We start from the raw sequence: 13,794 nt of genomic DNA on the forward strand, positions 1-13,794 counted from the left end.
TCCGCCGCCCCGGGGGCCCTACCCCTCCTGACCGAAGCCAGAAGGAGAAAGCCATCATCACCCGCGCCACCCCGCCCCCGCTGACCGAACTCGGCGAGCTGGCCTCCCTCGGCACCATGCCCGCGCTCCTGCGCCAACTCTCCGGCCTCGGAGGCTGCACCCAACCGATCCGCCTCGACGGCCACCGCGCCGAGTACGACGTGAACACCCGAACCGGCGAAATCGGCAACCTCCTCCACCGCCTCGACTCCACCGGCCTCCCTGCCGGTCACCTCCTGGTCCGCTGCAACAACCGCCGCACGACCCGCTGCGCCGCCTGCTCGGAGGTCTACCGGCGCGACACCTTCCACCTGATCACTTCCGGCCTGCGCGGCGGTAAGGGCATCCCCGAGCAGGTCGCCGCGCACCCTCGCGTCTTCGCCACCTTCACCGCCCCGGGCTTCGGACCCGTCCACAACCGTCCCACCGGTCCGGCCGGTTCGGTCCGCCGCTGTCGGTGCGGCGTCCTTCACGACCAGGACGACGACGTACTTGGCACTCCGCTCGACCCGGACACGTACGACTACGAAGCGGCCGTGCTCTGGAACGCGCACGCCGGTCCGCTGTGGCGGCGCTTCTCGACCTACCTGCGGCGCGAGGTTGCCAAGCGGGCCGGACTCTCACAGCGGGAGTTCCGCGAGCACGCCCGGGTGTCCTTCGCCAAGGTCGCCGAGTACCAGAAGCGCGGGGCCGTGCACTTCCACGCCGTCATCCGCATCGACGGTCCGGAGGGTGGCGACACTCCGCCTCCGGCCTGGGCCACCGCTGAGCTGCTGACCGATGCCATACGGGCCGCCGCGACCGCTGCCCGCGTGGATGGCCCGGTCATCGACGGCCGTGCTCACGTCTTCGCCTTCGGCCGTCAACTCGACGTACGCACCATCCGTGGCGCTGACTTCGACGGCGGCCAGGAGCTGACTGACAGGGCCGTCGCCGCGTACATCGCCAAGTACGCCACCAAGGGCGCCGAGAGTGCCACGGGAGCTCTCGACCGCCCGCTGAAGTTCCTCGCCGAACTGGCCCAGCTCGACATCAGCGACCATGCGCGGCGGCTGGTGCGTACCGCCTGGACCCTCGGCGCCCGCAAAGACCTCGAAGAACTCAGGCTCCGGGCCTGGGCCCACATGCTCGGCTTCCGCGGCCACTTCTCCACCAAGTCCCGCCGGTACTCCACCACCCTCGGCGCCCTCCGCACGGCCCGCGCCGAATGGCGCCGTGCACAAGCCGCAGGGACCACCACCTACGGAAATCCGGAGGTGGTCGACACGACCCTCGTCCTCGCGCACTGGGTCTACGCCGGGACCGGCCTCACCGACGCCGAAGCGTGGCTTGCCGAAACCCTCGCACCCGCCCCCGGAACCGAAGGAGAGCCCACCCATGGCTAGCCGACGCCTCGCCGTCGCAGACGTGGCCACCGCGCCGCGCGTTCTGCCGTCGCGGTATCTGACTCCTGACGACCTGGTGGTGATGTTCGAGCTGCCCAGCGTCGAGACGGTCTACCAGTGGCGTCGGAAGCGCACCGGTCCGCGTGGTTTCCGAGTCGGCCGGCACCTCCGGTACGACTCCGTGGACGTTCAGGCATGGGTCGAGTCTCTGAGAGAAGAGGCTGCCGCCTGATGGCCGGACACATCCAAGACCGCTGGTACAAGACGGAGACCGGCCCGGACGGGAAGGCACGCAAGGTCAAGTCCGAGCGCTTTGGGTCGGGGCTCCGCTACCGCGCCCGCTACGTCGGTCCGGACGGCACGGAGAAGGCGAAGAGCTTCCCTGATCGTCAGAAGCGGCTTGCTGATCAGTGGCTGGCGCACATCGAGGCGGACATGGCGCGCGGGCAGTACATCGACCCTCGCGCTGCTCGGACCACGTTTCAGCAGTACGCCGAACAGTGGGTGCTCACCCAAGGGGCTGACCCGAACACTCAGGCATCGATGGAGTCACAACTGCGGCTGCACGCCTTCCCGTACCTCGGCACGCGTCCGCTCGGCTCCTTCCAGCCCGCGCACATCCGCAACTGGGTACGGGAGCTCCAAGAGAACGGCGTCCGGGGGTCGTACGCACGGACGATCTACTCCAACGTGCGGGCTGCTCTGAGTGCGGCCGTGGATGACGGCCATCTCCCCCGGAACCCGTGTGCTGCTCGCTCGGTTCGGCCTCCGACCGTTGACGCAAAGCGCGTGATCCCGTGGACGCCGAAACGGGTCTTCGCCGTCCGGAACGCCATGCCCGAACGCTTCCAAGCCATGGTCGACCTGGGCGCCGGTTGCGGGCTCCGTCAAGGCGAGATCCTCGGCGTCGCCGTCGACGCGATCGACTTCGCGTCGGGCACGCTGCATGTGGTCCAGCAACTGAAGCTGAGCCGCAGCAAGGCCGTGTTCGCCCCACCCAAGGGCGGCAAGCTCCGGGACGTACCGCTTCCCGGACCTGTCGCAGACGCGCTCCGTGCTCACCTGAAGCGGTTCCCGCCCGTCGAGATCACGTTGCCGTGGAAGGTCGCGGACGGGCCATCGGTGACGAAGCGGCTGATCTTCACCGGACCTCGGGGCGGCCATGTCTGGCGTACCTCGCTGAACGAGGAGGCGTGGAAGCGAGCGCTGGCCGGGGCCGGGGTGATCCCGATCCCCGAGCGTGGACAGCCGTACGTCGAGTCACGCGAGAACGGCATGCACGCGCTGCGGCACTTCTACGCTTCGGTGCTTCTGGACGCGGGAGAGAACATCAAGGCCCTCGCAGAGTACTTGGGCCACTCAGACCCGGGACTGACACTGCGGGTGTACGCGCACCTGATGCCGTCCAGCCGGGAACGCACTCGAAACGCAGTCTCACAAGTCTTCAACACGGACATGAGACAGGAATAAAGCAGCGACTCCTATAAAGACAAGGGACGTAACTAGAGGATGGCATTAGCCATCCAGATCAGATGCAACTGTTAGCATTCCGCATTAACAAGAGGAGTCTCTTAATGACTTGCCTTGCGACTTACAAGGCGAAGGGAAGCTTAATCACTCCCAATACATCGATCACTTGCCAGGCGTGCACGCGTGCACACTCAAGTGCACGCATGCACATGCAGCCAAGATCAACTAGGTGAACTTTGGGGCTCTAGAGTCCACATAAGAGAGCTCGCGAGCCGAGTTAGAAGCGCCACCCGCACAATACCTGCAGGCCCTCACCTGGAGATTTGCCGAAGGGTGAATCACCTGAATAGGATTCACGCAAAATTCAGGGCCGCTCCCCGGCATGGGAACGGCCCTGTCTCCATCGATCTAGCAACGGACCATCAGGAGGAGATCCATGCTCCCACGCACAGGTGTCACCGTCGACATCTGTCCCCGCGACGTGCCCATCGCGCTCATCGGCACGGCCGGCGGCGCGCTCGCCCTCTGGGCCGACGCCCCCGCCGAGATCGCCGTCCCCGTGGCGCTGCTGATCGTCCTCGACATCCGCATCCGCCGCTGGCGTCGTCGCACCTGACGGCCCAGAGACGGCCCAGGCATAGCAACAGGCCCCCTACCGGCGGAGAAACCGCAGCTAGGGGGCCTGTTCGTGCGTACTTACTTCTTCTTGCCCTGGTTCTTGACCGCCTCGATCGCCGCCGCAGCCGCGTCCGGGTCCAGGTACGTGCCGCCCGGGTTCAGCGGCTTGAAGGATGCGTCCAGTTCGTACGCGAGCGGGATGCCCGTCGGGATGTTCAGGCCCGCGATGTCCTCGTCCGAGACGCCGTCGAGGTGCTTGACCAGGGCACGGAGCGAGTTGCCGTGGGCCGCGACCAGGACCGTGCGGCCGGCCAGGAGGTCCGGGACGATGCCGTCGTACCAGTACGGGAGCATGCGGACGACGACGTCCTTCAGGCACTCCGTGCGCGGGCGCAGCTCCGGCGGGATCGTCGCGTAGCGCGGGTCGTCCGACTGCGAGAACTCCGTGCCGTCCTCAAGCGGGGGCGGCGGCGTGTCGTACGAGCGGCGCCACAGCATGAACTGCTCCTCGCCGAACTCCGCGAGGGTCTGCGCCTTGTCCTTGCCCTGCAGCGCGCCGTAGTGCCGCTCGTTCAGGCGCCAGCTGCGGTGGACCGGGATCCAGTGGCGGTCCGCCGATTCGAGGGAGAGCTGCGCGGTGCGGATTGCGCGCTTCTGGAGCGAGGTGTGGACGACGTCGGGCAGCAGGCCGGCGTCCTTGAGCAGCTCACCGCCGCGTACTGCCTCCTTCTCGCCCTTCTCGTTGAGGTTGACGTCCACCCAGCCGGTGAACAGGTTCTTGGCGTTCCATTCGCTCTCGCCGTGGCGGAGGAGGATCAGCTTGTACGGTGCGTCGGCCATGGCCCCGAGCGTAATCGAAGCCCCCGATCGGCCGCTCGCCCGCCCGGAGGACGGACACCAGGACGGACACCGGGACGGGCACGAGGACTGGTACGAGGACGGGCACCGGACACGCACACCCCCGACACTTGACGACTTCTGTTAATTGAGTGGCCGACGCCCAGCCCGCCCTCGTAATTTGTGCTCGCCGTATGCGCCACTTACACCAGTCACCTGCACCGGCCGCTTACGCCACGTACAAGAGCTGTGCTCGTCTGTAGTTGGTCAGAACCTGGGGGTCCTCCATGCCGTTCGCGTCCCTGAGCGTGAGACGTGTCGCGCGCGAGACCCTCTCCGGGCTCCCCCGTGAGTTCTGGTGGCTGTGGACCAGCACGCTTGTCAACCGGCTCGGTGCCTTCGTCGCCACCTTCATGGCCCTGTACCTCACGCTGGACCGCGGCTACTCCGCCTCGTACGCCGGACTCGTCGCCTCGCTCCACGGGCTCGGCGGAGTGATCTCCTCGCTCGGCGCCGGCGTGATGACGGACAGGCTCGGGCGGCGGCCCACGCTCCTCATCGCCCAGTCGTCCACAGCCGTCTCCGTCGCGCTGCTCGGCTTCGTGCACGACCCGGTGGCCATCGCGGCCGTCGCCTTCCTCGTCGGCATGGCCAGCAACGCCTCCCGCCCCGCCGTGCAGGCGATGATGGGCGACATCGTCAAGCCCGAGGACCGGGTGCGGGCCTTCTCGCTGAACTACTGGGCGATCAACCTGGGCTTCGCCGTGTCGTCCACGGCCGCCGGGTTCATCGCGGAGGTCAGCTACCTCGCCGGCTTCCTGGTCGAGGCCGGAATGACGATGGCCTGCGCGGTCGTCATCTTCGTCAAGCTGCCCGAGTCGCGGCCCGAGCCGGCCCCCAAGAAGGCCGGCGAGCCCGAGGTGGGTCTGGGGACGGTCCTGCGCGACGGGCGTTTCATGAGCGTCGTCGGGCTGTCCTTCCTCGTCGCGCTCATCTTCCAGCAGGGGTACGTGGGCCTGCCGGTGGCGATGGGGCAGGCCGGATTCACGCCCGCCGACTACGGCCTGGTGATCGCGATCAACGGTGTCCTCATCGTCGTGCTCCAGCTCCCCGTCACCCGTCTCATCCAGCACCAGGACCCGAAACGGCTCCTCGTCGTGTCGTCCCTTCTCGCCGGGTACGGGTTCGGGCTGACCGCCTTCGCGGGCTCGGTCGGCGTCTTCGCGCTCACGATCTGCGTCTGGACCCTCGCCGAGATCGTCAACGCGCCCACCCAGACCGGCCTCGTCGTGCGCCTCTCCCCCATCCACGGCCGCGGCCGCTACCAGGGCATGTACACGACGTCCTGGTCCGTCGCCGCGCTCGTCGCGCCCCTGATGTCGGGTGTCGTCATCGACCGGTACGGGGCCGCGTGGCTGTGGGGCGTGTGCGCGGTCGTCGGCACGGTGGCGGGGGTGGGGTACGGGGTGCTCATGCGCAGGCTCCCGGACGAGGAGCCCGTCGCCGCCGAATCACCCCGGCCCGAGCCCCTGCCGCTACCGCTGCCCCAGTCGCCGGACCAGCCCCGGCCCGCTGTCGAAAAGCCCGAGGTCAGCACCAGCTAGCGCCCCGTGGCAACGCGCACCTCAGTGATGCATCCGCGCCCCCTTCACCACCTTGTCCACCGCGTTGCGCGGGCCGTACACGGCGAGGCCGACCAGGTCGAGGTCCGCGGTCGGTACGGCCCGTACCGCCGCCCGGTTGTCGCGGTCGTTGCCCGTGGTGAACAGGTCCGCCGTGAACAGCGCGCGGGGCAGGGCACGGGACAGGGCCTTGCCGTGGGCCGCCTTCAGCGTCTCCTTCGTCCCCTCGAAGACCAGGACCGGCTGGCGGAACATCGGCAGGTAGCCGACGCCGTCCGCGTCCTCGTACGGCTCTCCGACCACCTCGGGGACCGCCGGGCCCAGGCCGCTGACCAGGAACGCGGTCACGTTCAGGCGCTGCCACGGCTCCAGGTCCTCGCGCAGCAGGACGGCGATCTTGGTGTCGAAACGGACGGGGGCCGGCGCGGGGTCCGGGCTGTATTCAGGGTTCTGGCTGCTCTCACTGCTCATGCTTCGAGACTGCCGAGCCGCGTAGGCACCTGTCTTGTACGTTGTTTGCATGGTGGTCCGGCGTGAGGTCTCCGCCTGGCGCCCCAGCGTGCCGGGTGTCGTGGAGGTCTTCCACGCCCACTTCACGGAGTACGCGTATCCGATGCACGTGCACGACGCGTGGACCCTGCTGCTCGTCGACGCGGGCGCGGTGCGCTACGACCTCGACCGGCACGAGCACGGCACCCCGGACGGCACGGTCTCACTGCTGCCGCCGCACGTGCCGCACAACGGTTCGCCGATCACCGAGGACGGCTTCCGCAAACGGGTGCTGTACCTGGATCTCAGCCGCCTCGACGAGACGTACATCGGGCCGGCCGTGGACACCCCCGACTTCCTCGATCCGGTGCTGCGCCGGCGGGTCGGGCAGCTGCACACGGCCCTCGCCCGCCCCGGTGACGAGCTGGAGGCGGAGAGCAGGCTGACCCTGATCGGCGAGCGGCTGCGCGGCCATCTGCGGCCCGCGCTCGTCAAGGACGGCCGGGACACCGACCACCCGCTCGCGCACCGGCTCCGCGAACTGCTCGACGAACGCCTCCTCCAGGGCGTCACCCTCCAGGAGGCCGCCGGGCTCGTGCACGCGCACCCCGCCCACCTGGTGCGGGCGTTCAGCGGCGCGTACGGGATACCGCCGCACCAGTACCTGATGTCACGCCGGGTGGAGCACGCCCGCCGGCTGCTGCTGGCGGGCCGCCCGCCGGGCGAGGTCGCCGCGGAGACCGGCTTCTACGACCAGTCGCACCTGAACCGCCACTTCAAGCGGCTGGTCGGAGTGGCACCCGGCCGCTACCGCGACAGCTCGCGCTGAAAGTCACCCCCTGACCCCCACGCGCTAGAGGTCGCACTGAGCGTCGTACAGGTTCCGGGGGCGTACCGCGTCCGTCGTCCCGTACAGCTCCAGGCGGGAGTGCAGCGGCCCGGTGAAGTCGGGTACGTCGATCTGGTCGGACTCCGTCACCTCGTTGATGCCGACGGTCGCGCTGTACGGGGCCAGGCCGTCGATCCTCGTCAGACCGGCGCGGCCGTTGGTGACGCGGATGTTCCAGTGGGTGAAGCGGGCGCCGAAGAGGGGGCCCGCGCTCGCGTCCCCGCCGTGGCGGCCGTTGTTGACGACCGTGATGTCGGTACGGACGTTCGCGAAGGGCATCCCGCGATGCGAGTCGAAGGTCCCCATGCGCATGTCCCCGCGCGACCAGACGTTGTACGAGGACAGCCCCTCCACGTTGATGCCGTGGAGCTGGGTGTTCGCGGGGGCGGGGGTCGTGCGCTCCTCGATGGTGAAGCGGTCGACGAGGTTGTCGTGCGATCCCTCGCGGCAGAAGTACGGATGGTGCGAGCCGCGTCCCGCGACCCGGGTGTTCCGCAGGGTGCAGGCGGAGGCGGCGACCAGCCCGAAGCCGTTGTCCATGTGCCGTACGACGATGTCGTCGGCCCAGCAGTCGTACGCGCACTGGAAGGTGACTCCGTTGTGGCCCTTGTCCAGCAGATGCGGGGACTGCGGGGTCTCGACGGCCTCCAGGGTGAGGCCCTCCACCCCGGATCCGGTCAGCGCCTTCACATGGGTGGTCAGACGCGGGTCCCACTCCGGGCGGACGTCGAGCGGAAGGGGCCGCTCCAGGGTGACCTGCCGGCCCCGCACCCGCGCGATACGCACGGGCCACTCGTACGGGACATAGCTGGTCAATTTTGTCTTGTCGTCCCAGTAGTACGCCTCCGGGCCCGGTCCGTCGCCCGCCATGTGTTCCAGGAGGGTGTGGGCGGGGTCGTCCGCGAGGCGTAGGAGGACCAGGTCTCCGGGTGCGAGCCTGCCCGGGTCCGCGACGGTCACCGTCCAGGAGCCGCGGCGGGCCGGTTCGACCGTGGTCAGCGTCCGCCACTCGTCCCGCTTGTTGCCCGTCCAGCCCTCGAAGGGCCACTCCTTGGCCCGGATGGCGTCCGTCAGGGCGGTGAAGCGGTCCGTGGGGCAGAGCCAGACGAGGCCGCCCGCCCAGGACCAGGACGACTTGTCGCCGCCGTAACGCGACCCGTAGACACCGATCAGCTCGGTGAGGTTCCGGGTCGCGCGGAGTGTCGTACGGGTGCTGCCGGCGCCGCGCAGGACGACGTTCGAGTGGCCGATGTGGATCAGGCCGTCGAGGCGGTAGGTGCCGGGCGGGATGAGTACCGTGCCACCGCCGGCCCTTCCGGCAGCGGCGATGGCACGGTTGATCGCGGGGGCGGAGTCGGCCGAGCCGTCCGCCGTGGCGCCGTGGGCGCGGACGTCGGCCACGACGCCGGCGCCGGGGCGGCGGGGGAAGTGCGCCGCCCCGGCGCGCCGGCCGACTCTGCCGATGTACGGGATCTGCGGGTGTGTCCAAGGGGTGCGGGTGAACTCCCGCCAGAGGTCGGGCACCTCCGGACGCGGGGCCGCTGCCGACGCCTGCGCCCCGGCCGCCGTGCCGGTCACGGCGACCGCCGCCACGGCTGTCGCGCTGCCGAGCAGGGCCCGTCTGGTGAGGGTCCGCCGGGTGTTCTCCGCGCCACGGTCGCTCATGCCCGAACCGCCTTCCAAGGAGAGGGATTCCATGGATGTGAACAACGTTCAGATGTGCGTTGGCGGTGAGCATGACATGGCATCCGCACGGCGGGAAAGAGTCGTGCAGCGGTTGATTGGTACGGACTACGTAGGCGCTATGTACGGACTACCGGCTCAGTCGGTCGGACGCTGAGTCAGGTGGGTGAACGCGTCCAGATTGCGGGTGGACTCGCCGCGCGACACCCGCCAGGCGTACTCCTTGCGGATCGCGGAGGCGAAACCGAGCTCCAGGAGGGTGTTGAAACTGCCGTCGGCGGCCTCCAGGACCGCACCGAGCAGCCGGTCGACCTCGTCGGCGGTGACCGCGGCCAGCGGCAGCTTGCCCGCCACGTAGATGTCACCGAGCGGGTCGACGGCGTACCCCACGCCGTAGAGCTTGAGGTTGCGCTCCAGGAGCCAGCGGTGCACCCCGCCCTCGTTCTCGTCCGGGTGCCGGATGACGAAGGCGTTCAGCGAGAGGGAGTGTCTGCCGACGATCAGCGAGACGGTCGTCGACAGCTTCCGCGTGCCGGGGAGCTTCACCACGAAGTGGCCCGACTCCGGGCTCTCCCACTCCAGTTCGGCGTCCTTGAGGAACTCCTCGACGGTCCCCGCCGCCCGCTCCACAGCCATCGTGTCAGCCATGGTGGGAGCGTACGTGACGGCGGTGTTCGTTCATCGCCGCCGTGTAGACGTCGGCCGTGGCCGCCGCCGCCGTGTCCCAGCCGAAGGACTGCGCGTGCCAGGCGGCTGCCGCGCCCATCCGGTCGGGGAGCGCCCGGTTGTCGGCGAAATCGCGCAGCACGCGCGCGTAGTCGACGGGATTGTGGCCGGAGACCAGAAAGCCCGTCTCCTTGTGGCGGACCGCGACCGGCAGACCGCCCACCGCGGCGGCGAGCACCGGGGTGCCGGCCGCCTGCGCCTCTATGGCGACGAGCCCGAACGACTCGCTGTAGGAGGGCATCACCAGCACGGACGCGGCCCGGAACCAGTCCGCGAGCTGCTCCTGATCGACCGGCGGCCGGAAGCACACCACGTCGGCGATGCCCAGCCGGGCGGCGAGTTTCTGCAGCCCCTCGGGCTTGGCGAGACCGCTGCCGCTCGGGCCGCCCACCACCGGGACGACGATGTTCGAGCGCAGGTCGGGGCGCTCCTCCAGGAGGACGGCGACCGCGCGCAGCAGCACGTCGGGGGCCTTCAGGGGCTGGATGCGGCCCGCGAAGAGCGGTATGAGGGCGTCCTGCGGAAGGCCGAGCCGCGCGCGGGCGGCGGCGCGTCCGTCGGCCGGGCGGAAGCGGTCGAGGTTCACGCCCGGGTGGACGACTGCGACCTTGTTCTGCTCGGCCTCGTAGTGCCGTACGAGCTCGTCGGCCTCCTCCGCGGTGTTGGCGATGAGCCGGTCGGCGGCGCGGACGATCTGCGTCTCGCCGATGACTCGGGCGGCGGGCTCGGGGGTGTCGTCGTCGGCCAGGGCGGCGTTCTTGACCTTCGCCATGGTGTGCATGGCGTGTACTAGGGGGGCGCCCCAGCGCTCGGCGGCCAGCCAGCCGACCTGCCCGGAGAGCCAGTAGTGCGAGTGGACGAGGTCGTAGTACCCGGGGCGGTGGCCGGCCCAGGCCTGCATCACCCCGTGCGTGAAGGCGCACAGCTGGGCGGGCAGGTCCTCCTTGGCGAGGCCTTCATAAGGGCCCGCGTCGACGTGCCGGACCAGGACGCCGGGCGCCAGCTCCACCTTGGGCGGCAGGGCCCCGGTGGTCGCGCGCGTGAAGATCTCGACCTCGATGTTGATCGCGGCGAGGCGCTGGGCCAGCTCCACGATGTAGACGTTCATGCCGCCCGCGTCGCCCGTGCCCGGCTGGTGCAGCGGTGAGGTGTGCACGGAGAGCATCGCCACGCGGCGCGGCCTGCGATGCAGGCGAAGCCTCGTCGAGGCCGCCGGCGAGCGGCGCCCGAGCCTGCTCACGTACTGGCTCACGTGGCCTTCCTCCTTCTACGGACGTGCTGCGGGCATGCCTGTGGCGGGGCGTGGAACGCCCTTCAAGTCCTGAACGCCGGAAGAGTCTGCTCCATTTCCTCTTTACCGAATCATTGCCGTGGGTCGCTCAACCGTTCGAGATGTTTCTGCGTTCCTGAGGGGTGACGCGGGCTCACGCTCTTCAGCGCGTGCGGAGTGCCGCGCATTCCGGGCCGTCGGACGGCGCGCGTCTCTCAGCCCGTCCGGCGTACCGCGCAAACCGGGCCGTCGGGCGGCTCGCGCCTTTCAGCCCGTCCGGCGTTTGAGGACGAGGCCGTTCAGGCCGACAGCGGGGGCCGGGGGCGGCAGCCCCCGCGAGGCCCGCACCGACCCGGCGTCCCCCCGGGCGCGCCGCTTACCCTTGACCCCATGAACGCCCGCGCAGCGAAACCCGTGGGGACGGTGACGCGCGGGACCACCAACCCGAACCGCCTCCGCCGCATGGACCGCTGGATCGCGGCCACCCACGGTGCCGAACTCCGCCGCGCCGACGACCCCGTGGCGGTGGACCTCGGGTACGGCGCGGCCCCCTGGACCGCGGTCGAGCTGCTGCAGCGCCTGCGTACCGCCGCTCCCCGCGCGCGCGTGGTGGGCGTCGAGATCGACCCGGCCCGGGTCGCCGCCGCGAAGCCGTACGAACGCGACGGCCTCCGGTTCCGGCACGGCGGCTTCGAGATCCCGCTGCCCGTACGGCCGACGCTGATCCGCGCTGCGAACGTCCTGCGGCAGTACGAGGAGGCCGAGGTCGCCGCGGTGTGGGCCCGGCTGTGCGCACGCCTGGCTCCGGCGGACGCCGGCTCGCGCGGCGGGCTCCTCGTCGAGGGCACGTGCGACGAGATCGGCCGCCGGCACGTGTGGATCGCGCTCGGCCCCGGGGGTCCGCGGACCGTCACGTTCGCCACCCGCCTCGGTTCCCTGGACCGCCCGTCCGACCTGGCCGAACGCCTCCCCAAGGCCCTCATCCACCGCAATGTCCCGGGTGAGCCGGTGCATGCCTTCCTGCGCGACTTCGACCGCGCGTGGGCATCGGCGGCGCCGTACGCCTCGTACGGCGCCCGGCAGCGCTGGATCCGGGCGGTCCGCGATCTGACGGCGGACTGGCCGGTCGTGGACGGGGTGTCGCGGTGGCGGCAGGGCGAAGTGACCGTGCGGTGGGAGGCGTTGGCGCCGGGCGCGTAGGACCGGGCCGGACGCTCGGCAGGCACCCAGGGGGACTTCGGCAGACCCGGCCAGCCCCCCGGCCGGAACCCGGCAGGTCCCCGATGGACCCTCGACAGACCCCCGGCAGCCCTCTGACGTGGCGGGAACGATCTCGGTGAGTCATTCGTCACATTGGCGGGGAACGCGAAGGAGATCACCACCGGATGGGCAATGAGGGGGAGGGAAGGGGCGGAAGGGAAGCGGGAGTTCTTGCCCGCCTCTGTCATATTCCGCGCCGACATGGCACGATCCCCGGGGCGTTCCTAAGTTACTGACGGTAAATCAGTTTTGGGGGTCGGTGCATGGTGACCGGTGTGCGGAGCGTGACCACGACGGCCATGGCCCTGGCCTGCGCGGCAGTCATCCTGGCCGCGCCGGGGGTGGCCTACGCGGCCCCGACGCCGCCGCCCGGCCCGACACCGACCCGGACGCCGAGCCCGAGCGCGAGCCCAACCCCCGTGAGCACCGCGGACCTTGAAGCGGTCCGCGTGAAGCTGGAGGGGCTGTACCACGACGCGGCGGTCGCCACGGACGCGTACAACCTCGCCGAGGAGCGGACCGAGAAGCAGTCCACGCAGATCGTCGGGCTCGCCCGCGAGATCGTCGAGGGCAAGGCCCGGCTGGTCGAGCTGAAGAAGCGTGTGGGCGCCGCCGCCCGCGCCCAGTACCGCGTCGGCGGGCTGCCGGACCAGGCCCAGTTGATGCTCAGCGACGACCCGGAAGCCTTCCTGGACGGCGCGGGCCGGATCCGCCAGGGCGCCCAGGCGACCAAGGGTCTGCTCGCCGAGATGCGGCGCACCCAGGCGGACTTGGAGCAGTACGCGCGCGACGCGGCGGCCCAGTGGACGAAGCTTGAGGCCAACCGCGAGGCGAAGGCCGAGGCCAAGAAGAAGGTCAAGAAGCAGATCGCCGCCGCCGAGAAGCTTGAGTCCCAGCTGGAGAAGGACGAGAAGGAGCGCCTGGCGAAGCTGGAGCAGCAGGCCGCGTACGAGGCGCAGACGACCTGGCTGGACTCCGGCATCCTCGACGAGATCGACGGCAAGGCCTCCGCGCAGGGCAAGAAGGCCGTGGAGTACGCGACGGCACAGATCGGCAAGCCGTACGAGTGGGGCGCCGAGGGGCCGAAGACGTTCGACTGCTCCGGGCTCACCTCGCAGGCGTGGGCCGCCGCCGGGCAGGCCATCCCCCGTACCTCTCAGGAGCAGTGGAAGCAGCTCGACCGCGTCGCCGTCGAGGCCATGCGCCCCGGCGACCTCATCATCTACAACGCCGACGCCAGCCATGTCGCGATGTACATCGGCGACGGCGCGATGATCCACGCACCGCGCCCCGGCCGTACGGTGACGATCGCGGGAGCGGGCTCGATGCCGATACTCGGAGTGGTCCGCCCGGGCCAGTGAGGTCCGCGCGGGGCTGAGGCCCACGCAGGTCCGAGGCTCGCGCGGGGCCGAGGCCCGAACGGGGCGCGCGTCCGCCCGATGCGCCGCCCGACCACGGATGCGCCGTACGCCACCTCGGTGCATCCGATGTCCCATGGAGCGACGC

General features: G+C 70.2%; 14 protein-coding genes. 9 read left to right on the forward strand and 5 right to left on the reverse strand.

What is annotated here, in order from left to right; all coding sequences use genetic code 11:
- Positions 1 to 116: 116 nt before the first annotated feature.
- From ACZ60E_RS36720 to ACZ60E_RS36735, 4 genes are all read left to right on the forward strand, one after another.
- On the forward strand, positions 117 to 1,424 hold the full coding sequence (locus ACZ60E_RS36720) for a replication initiator (RefSeq protein ID WP_469446218.1): 1,308 nt from the start codon (positions 117 to 119) through the stop codon (positions 1,422 to 1,424).
- On the forward strand, positions 1,417 to 1,656 hold the full coding sequence (locus tag ACZ60E_RS36725; RefSeq protein WP_469446220.1) for a helix-turn-helix transcriptional regulator: 240 nt from the start codon (positions 1,417 to 1,419) through the stop codon (positions 1,654 to 1,656). The genes ACZ60E_RS36720 and ACZ60E_RS36725 overlap by 8 nt, the downstream gene beginning before the upstream one ends.
- Positions 1,656 to 2,894 carry a tyrosine-type recombinase/integrase gene (locus ACZ60E_RS36730; protein ID WP_469446222.1) on the forward strand — a complete coding sequence of 413 codons (1,239 nt, stop codon included), beginning with the start codon at positions 1,656 to 1,658 and terminating at the stop codon, positions 2,892 to 2,894. The genes ACZ60E_RS36725 and ACZ60E_RS36730 overlap by 1 nt, the downstream gene beginning before the upstream one ends.
- Positions 2,895 to 3,330: 436 nt before the next feature.
- Positions 3,331 to 3,510: a hypothetical protein gene (locus ACZ60E_RS36735; protein ID WP_469446223.1), complete on the forward strand. Its 180-nt coding sequence runs from the start codon at positions 3,331 to 3,333 to the stop codon at positions 3,508 to 3,510.
- 80 nt (positions 3,511 to 3,590) lie between these two features.
- Here ACZ60E_RS36735 and ACZ60E_RS36740 read toward each other — a convergent pair whose 3' ends face one another.
- A complete protein-coding gene (locus ACZ60E_RS36740; RefSeq protein ID WP_384813148.1) occupies positions 3,591 to 4,352 on the reverse strand; it encodes a phosphoglyceromutase in 762 nt (253 codons plus the stop codon).
- Between ACZ60E_RS36740 and ACZ60E_RS36745 the strand changes: the two genes are divergently transcribed.
- Both ACZ60E_RS36745 and ACZ60E_RS36750 read left to right on the forward strand, forming a co-directional pair.
- Positions 4,351 to 4,497: a hypothetical protein gene (locus ACZ60E_RS36745; protein WP_469446225.1), complete on the forward strand. Its 147-nt coding sequence runs from the start codon at positions 4,351 to 4,353 to the stop codon at positions 4,495 to 4,497. The genes ACZ60E_RS36740 and ACZ60E_RS36745 overlap by 2 nt on opposite strands.
- Positions 4,498 to 4,636: 139 nt before the next feature.
- A complete protein-coding gene (locus tag ACZ60E_RS36750) occupies positions 4,637 to 5,953 on the forward strand; it encodes an MDR family MFS transporter (RefSeq protein WP_469446227.1) in 1,317 nt (438 codons plus the stop codon).
- Positions 5,954 to 5,974: 21 nt separating this feature from the next.
- Here the strand turns inward: ACZ60E_RS36750 and ACZ60E_RS36755 are convergent, their stop codons facing one another.
- Positions 5,975 to 6,442: a DUF2000 family protein gene (locus tag ACZ60E_RS36755; protein ID WP_453794513.1), complete on the reverse strand. Its 468-nt coding sequence runs from the start codon at positions 6,440 to 6,442 to the stop codon at positions 5,975 to 5,977.
- A gap of 49 nt (positions 6,443 to 6,491) precedes the next feature.
- Between ACZ60E_RS36755 and ACZ60E_RS36760 the strand changes: the two genes are divergently transcribed.
- Complete coding sequence (locus ACZ60E_RS36760; protein ID WP_469446228.1) at positions 6,492 to 7,289, forward strand: helix-turn-helix transcriptional regulator; 798 nt, start codon at positions 6,492 to 6,494, stop codon at positions 7,287 to 7,289.
- A gap of 24 nt (positions 7,290 to 7,313) precedes the next feature.
- Here the strand turns inward: ACZ60E_RS36760 and ACZ60E_RS36765 are convergent, their stop codons facing one another.
- The 3 genes from ACZ60E_RS36765 to mshA form a co-directional block, all read right to left on the reverse strand.
- Entirely contained in the window at positions 7,314 to 9,014 is a 1,701-nt protein-coding gene (locus ACZ60E_RS36765; protein WP_469446229.1) for a glycosyl hydrolase family 28-related protein, read from the reverse strand.
- A 156-nt stretch (positions 9,015 to 9,170) separates the two neighbouring features.
- Positions 9,171 to 9,680, reverse strand: a complete 510-nt coding sequence (locus tag ACZ60E_RS36770; protein WP_384813134.1) for a type III secretion system chaperone family protein — start codon at positions 9,678 to 9,680, stop codon at positions 9,171 to 9,173.
- Positions 9,673 to 11,010 (reverse strand): D-inositol-3-phosphate glycosyltransferase, encoded by a 1,338-nt coding sequence (gene mshA / locus ACZ60E_RS36775; RefSeq protein WP_453794510.1) that lies wholly within the window; start codon positions 11,008 to 11,010, stop codon positions 9,673 to 9,675. The genes ACZ60E_RS36770 and mshA overlap by 8 nt, the downstream gene beginning before the upstream one ends.
- Before the next feature lie 408 nt (positions 11,011 to 11,418).
- Here mshA and ACZ60E_RS36780 point away from each other — a divergent pair, with 408 nt between their 5' ends.
- The gene (locus ACZ60E_RS36780) at positions 11,419 to 12,228 is read left to right on the forward strand and encodes a class I SAM-dependent methyltransferase (protein ID WP_469446231.1); all 810 of its coding nucleotides are present in this window, start codon (positions 11,419 to 11,421) and stop codon (positions 12,226 to 12,228) included.
- A 323-nt stretch (positions 12,229 to 12,551) separates the two neighbouring features.
- Entirely contained in the window at positions 12,552 to 13,649 is a 1,098-nt protein-coding gene (locus ACZ60E_RS36785) for a C40 family peptidase (protein ID WP_385839199.1), read from the forward strand.
- The last annotated feature ends 145 nt before the right edge of the window (positions 13,650 to 13,794 follow it).

The sequence above is a fragment of the Streptomyces sp. NPDC102514 genome (assembly GCF_055584525.1).

Coding starts and splice junctions, on each gene's coding strand:
- ACZ60E_RS36720 (WP_469446218.1), top strand. CDS start 117: ATGCCCGCGCTCCTGCGCCAACTCTCCGGCCTCGGAGGCTGCACCCAA.
- ACZ60E_RS36725 (WP_469446220.1), top strand. CDS start 1,417: ATGGCTAGCCGACGCCTCGCCGTCGCAGACGTGGCCACCGCGCCGCGC.
- ACZ60E_RS36730 (WP_469446222.1), top strand. CDS start 1,656: ATGGCCGGACACATCCAAGACCGCTGGTACAAGACGGAGACCGGCCCG.
- ACZ60E_RS36735 (WP_469446223.1), top strand. CDS start 3,331: ATGCTCCCACGCACAGGTGTCACCGTCGACATCTGTCCCCGCGACGTG.
- ACZ60E_RS36745 (WP_469446225.1), top strand. CDS start 4,351: ATGGCCCCGAGCGTAATCGAAGCCCCCGATCGGCCGCTCGCCCGCCCG.
- ACZ60E_RS36740 (WP_384813148.1), bottom strand. CDS start 4,352: ATGGCCGACGCACCGTACAAGCTGATCCTCCTCCGCCACGGCGAGAGC.
- ACZ60E_RS36750 (WP_469446227.1), top strand. CDS start 4,637: ATGCCGTTCGCGTCCCTGAGCGTGAGACGTGTCGCGCGCGAGACCCTC.
- ACZ60E_RS36755 (WP_453794513.1), bottom strand. CDS start 6,442: ATGAGCAGTGAGAGCAGCCAGAACCCTGAATACAGCCCGGACCCCGCG.
- ACZ60E_RS36760 (WP_469446228.1), top strand. CDS start 6,492: ATGGTGGTCCGGCGTGAGGTCTCCGCCTGGCGCCCCAGCGTGCCGGGT.
- ACZ60E_RS36765 (WP_469446229.1), bottom strand. CDS start 9,014: ATGAGCGACCGTGGCGCGGAGAACACCCGGCGGACCCTCACCAGACGG.
- ACZ60E_RS36770 (WP_384813134.1), bottom strand. CDS start 9,680: ATGGCTGACACGATGGCTGTGGAGCGGGCGGCGGGGACCGTCGAGGAG.
- ACZ60E_RS36780 (WP_469446231.1), top strand. CDS start 11,419: ATGAACGCCCGCGCAGCGAAACCCGTGGGGACGGTGACGCGCGGGACC.
- ACZ60E_RS36785 (WP_385839199.1), top strand. CDS start 12,552: ATGGTGACCGGTGTGCGGAGCGTGACCACGACGGCCATGGCCCTGGCC.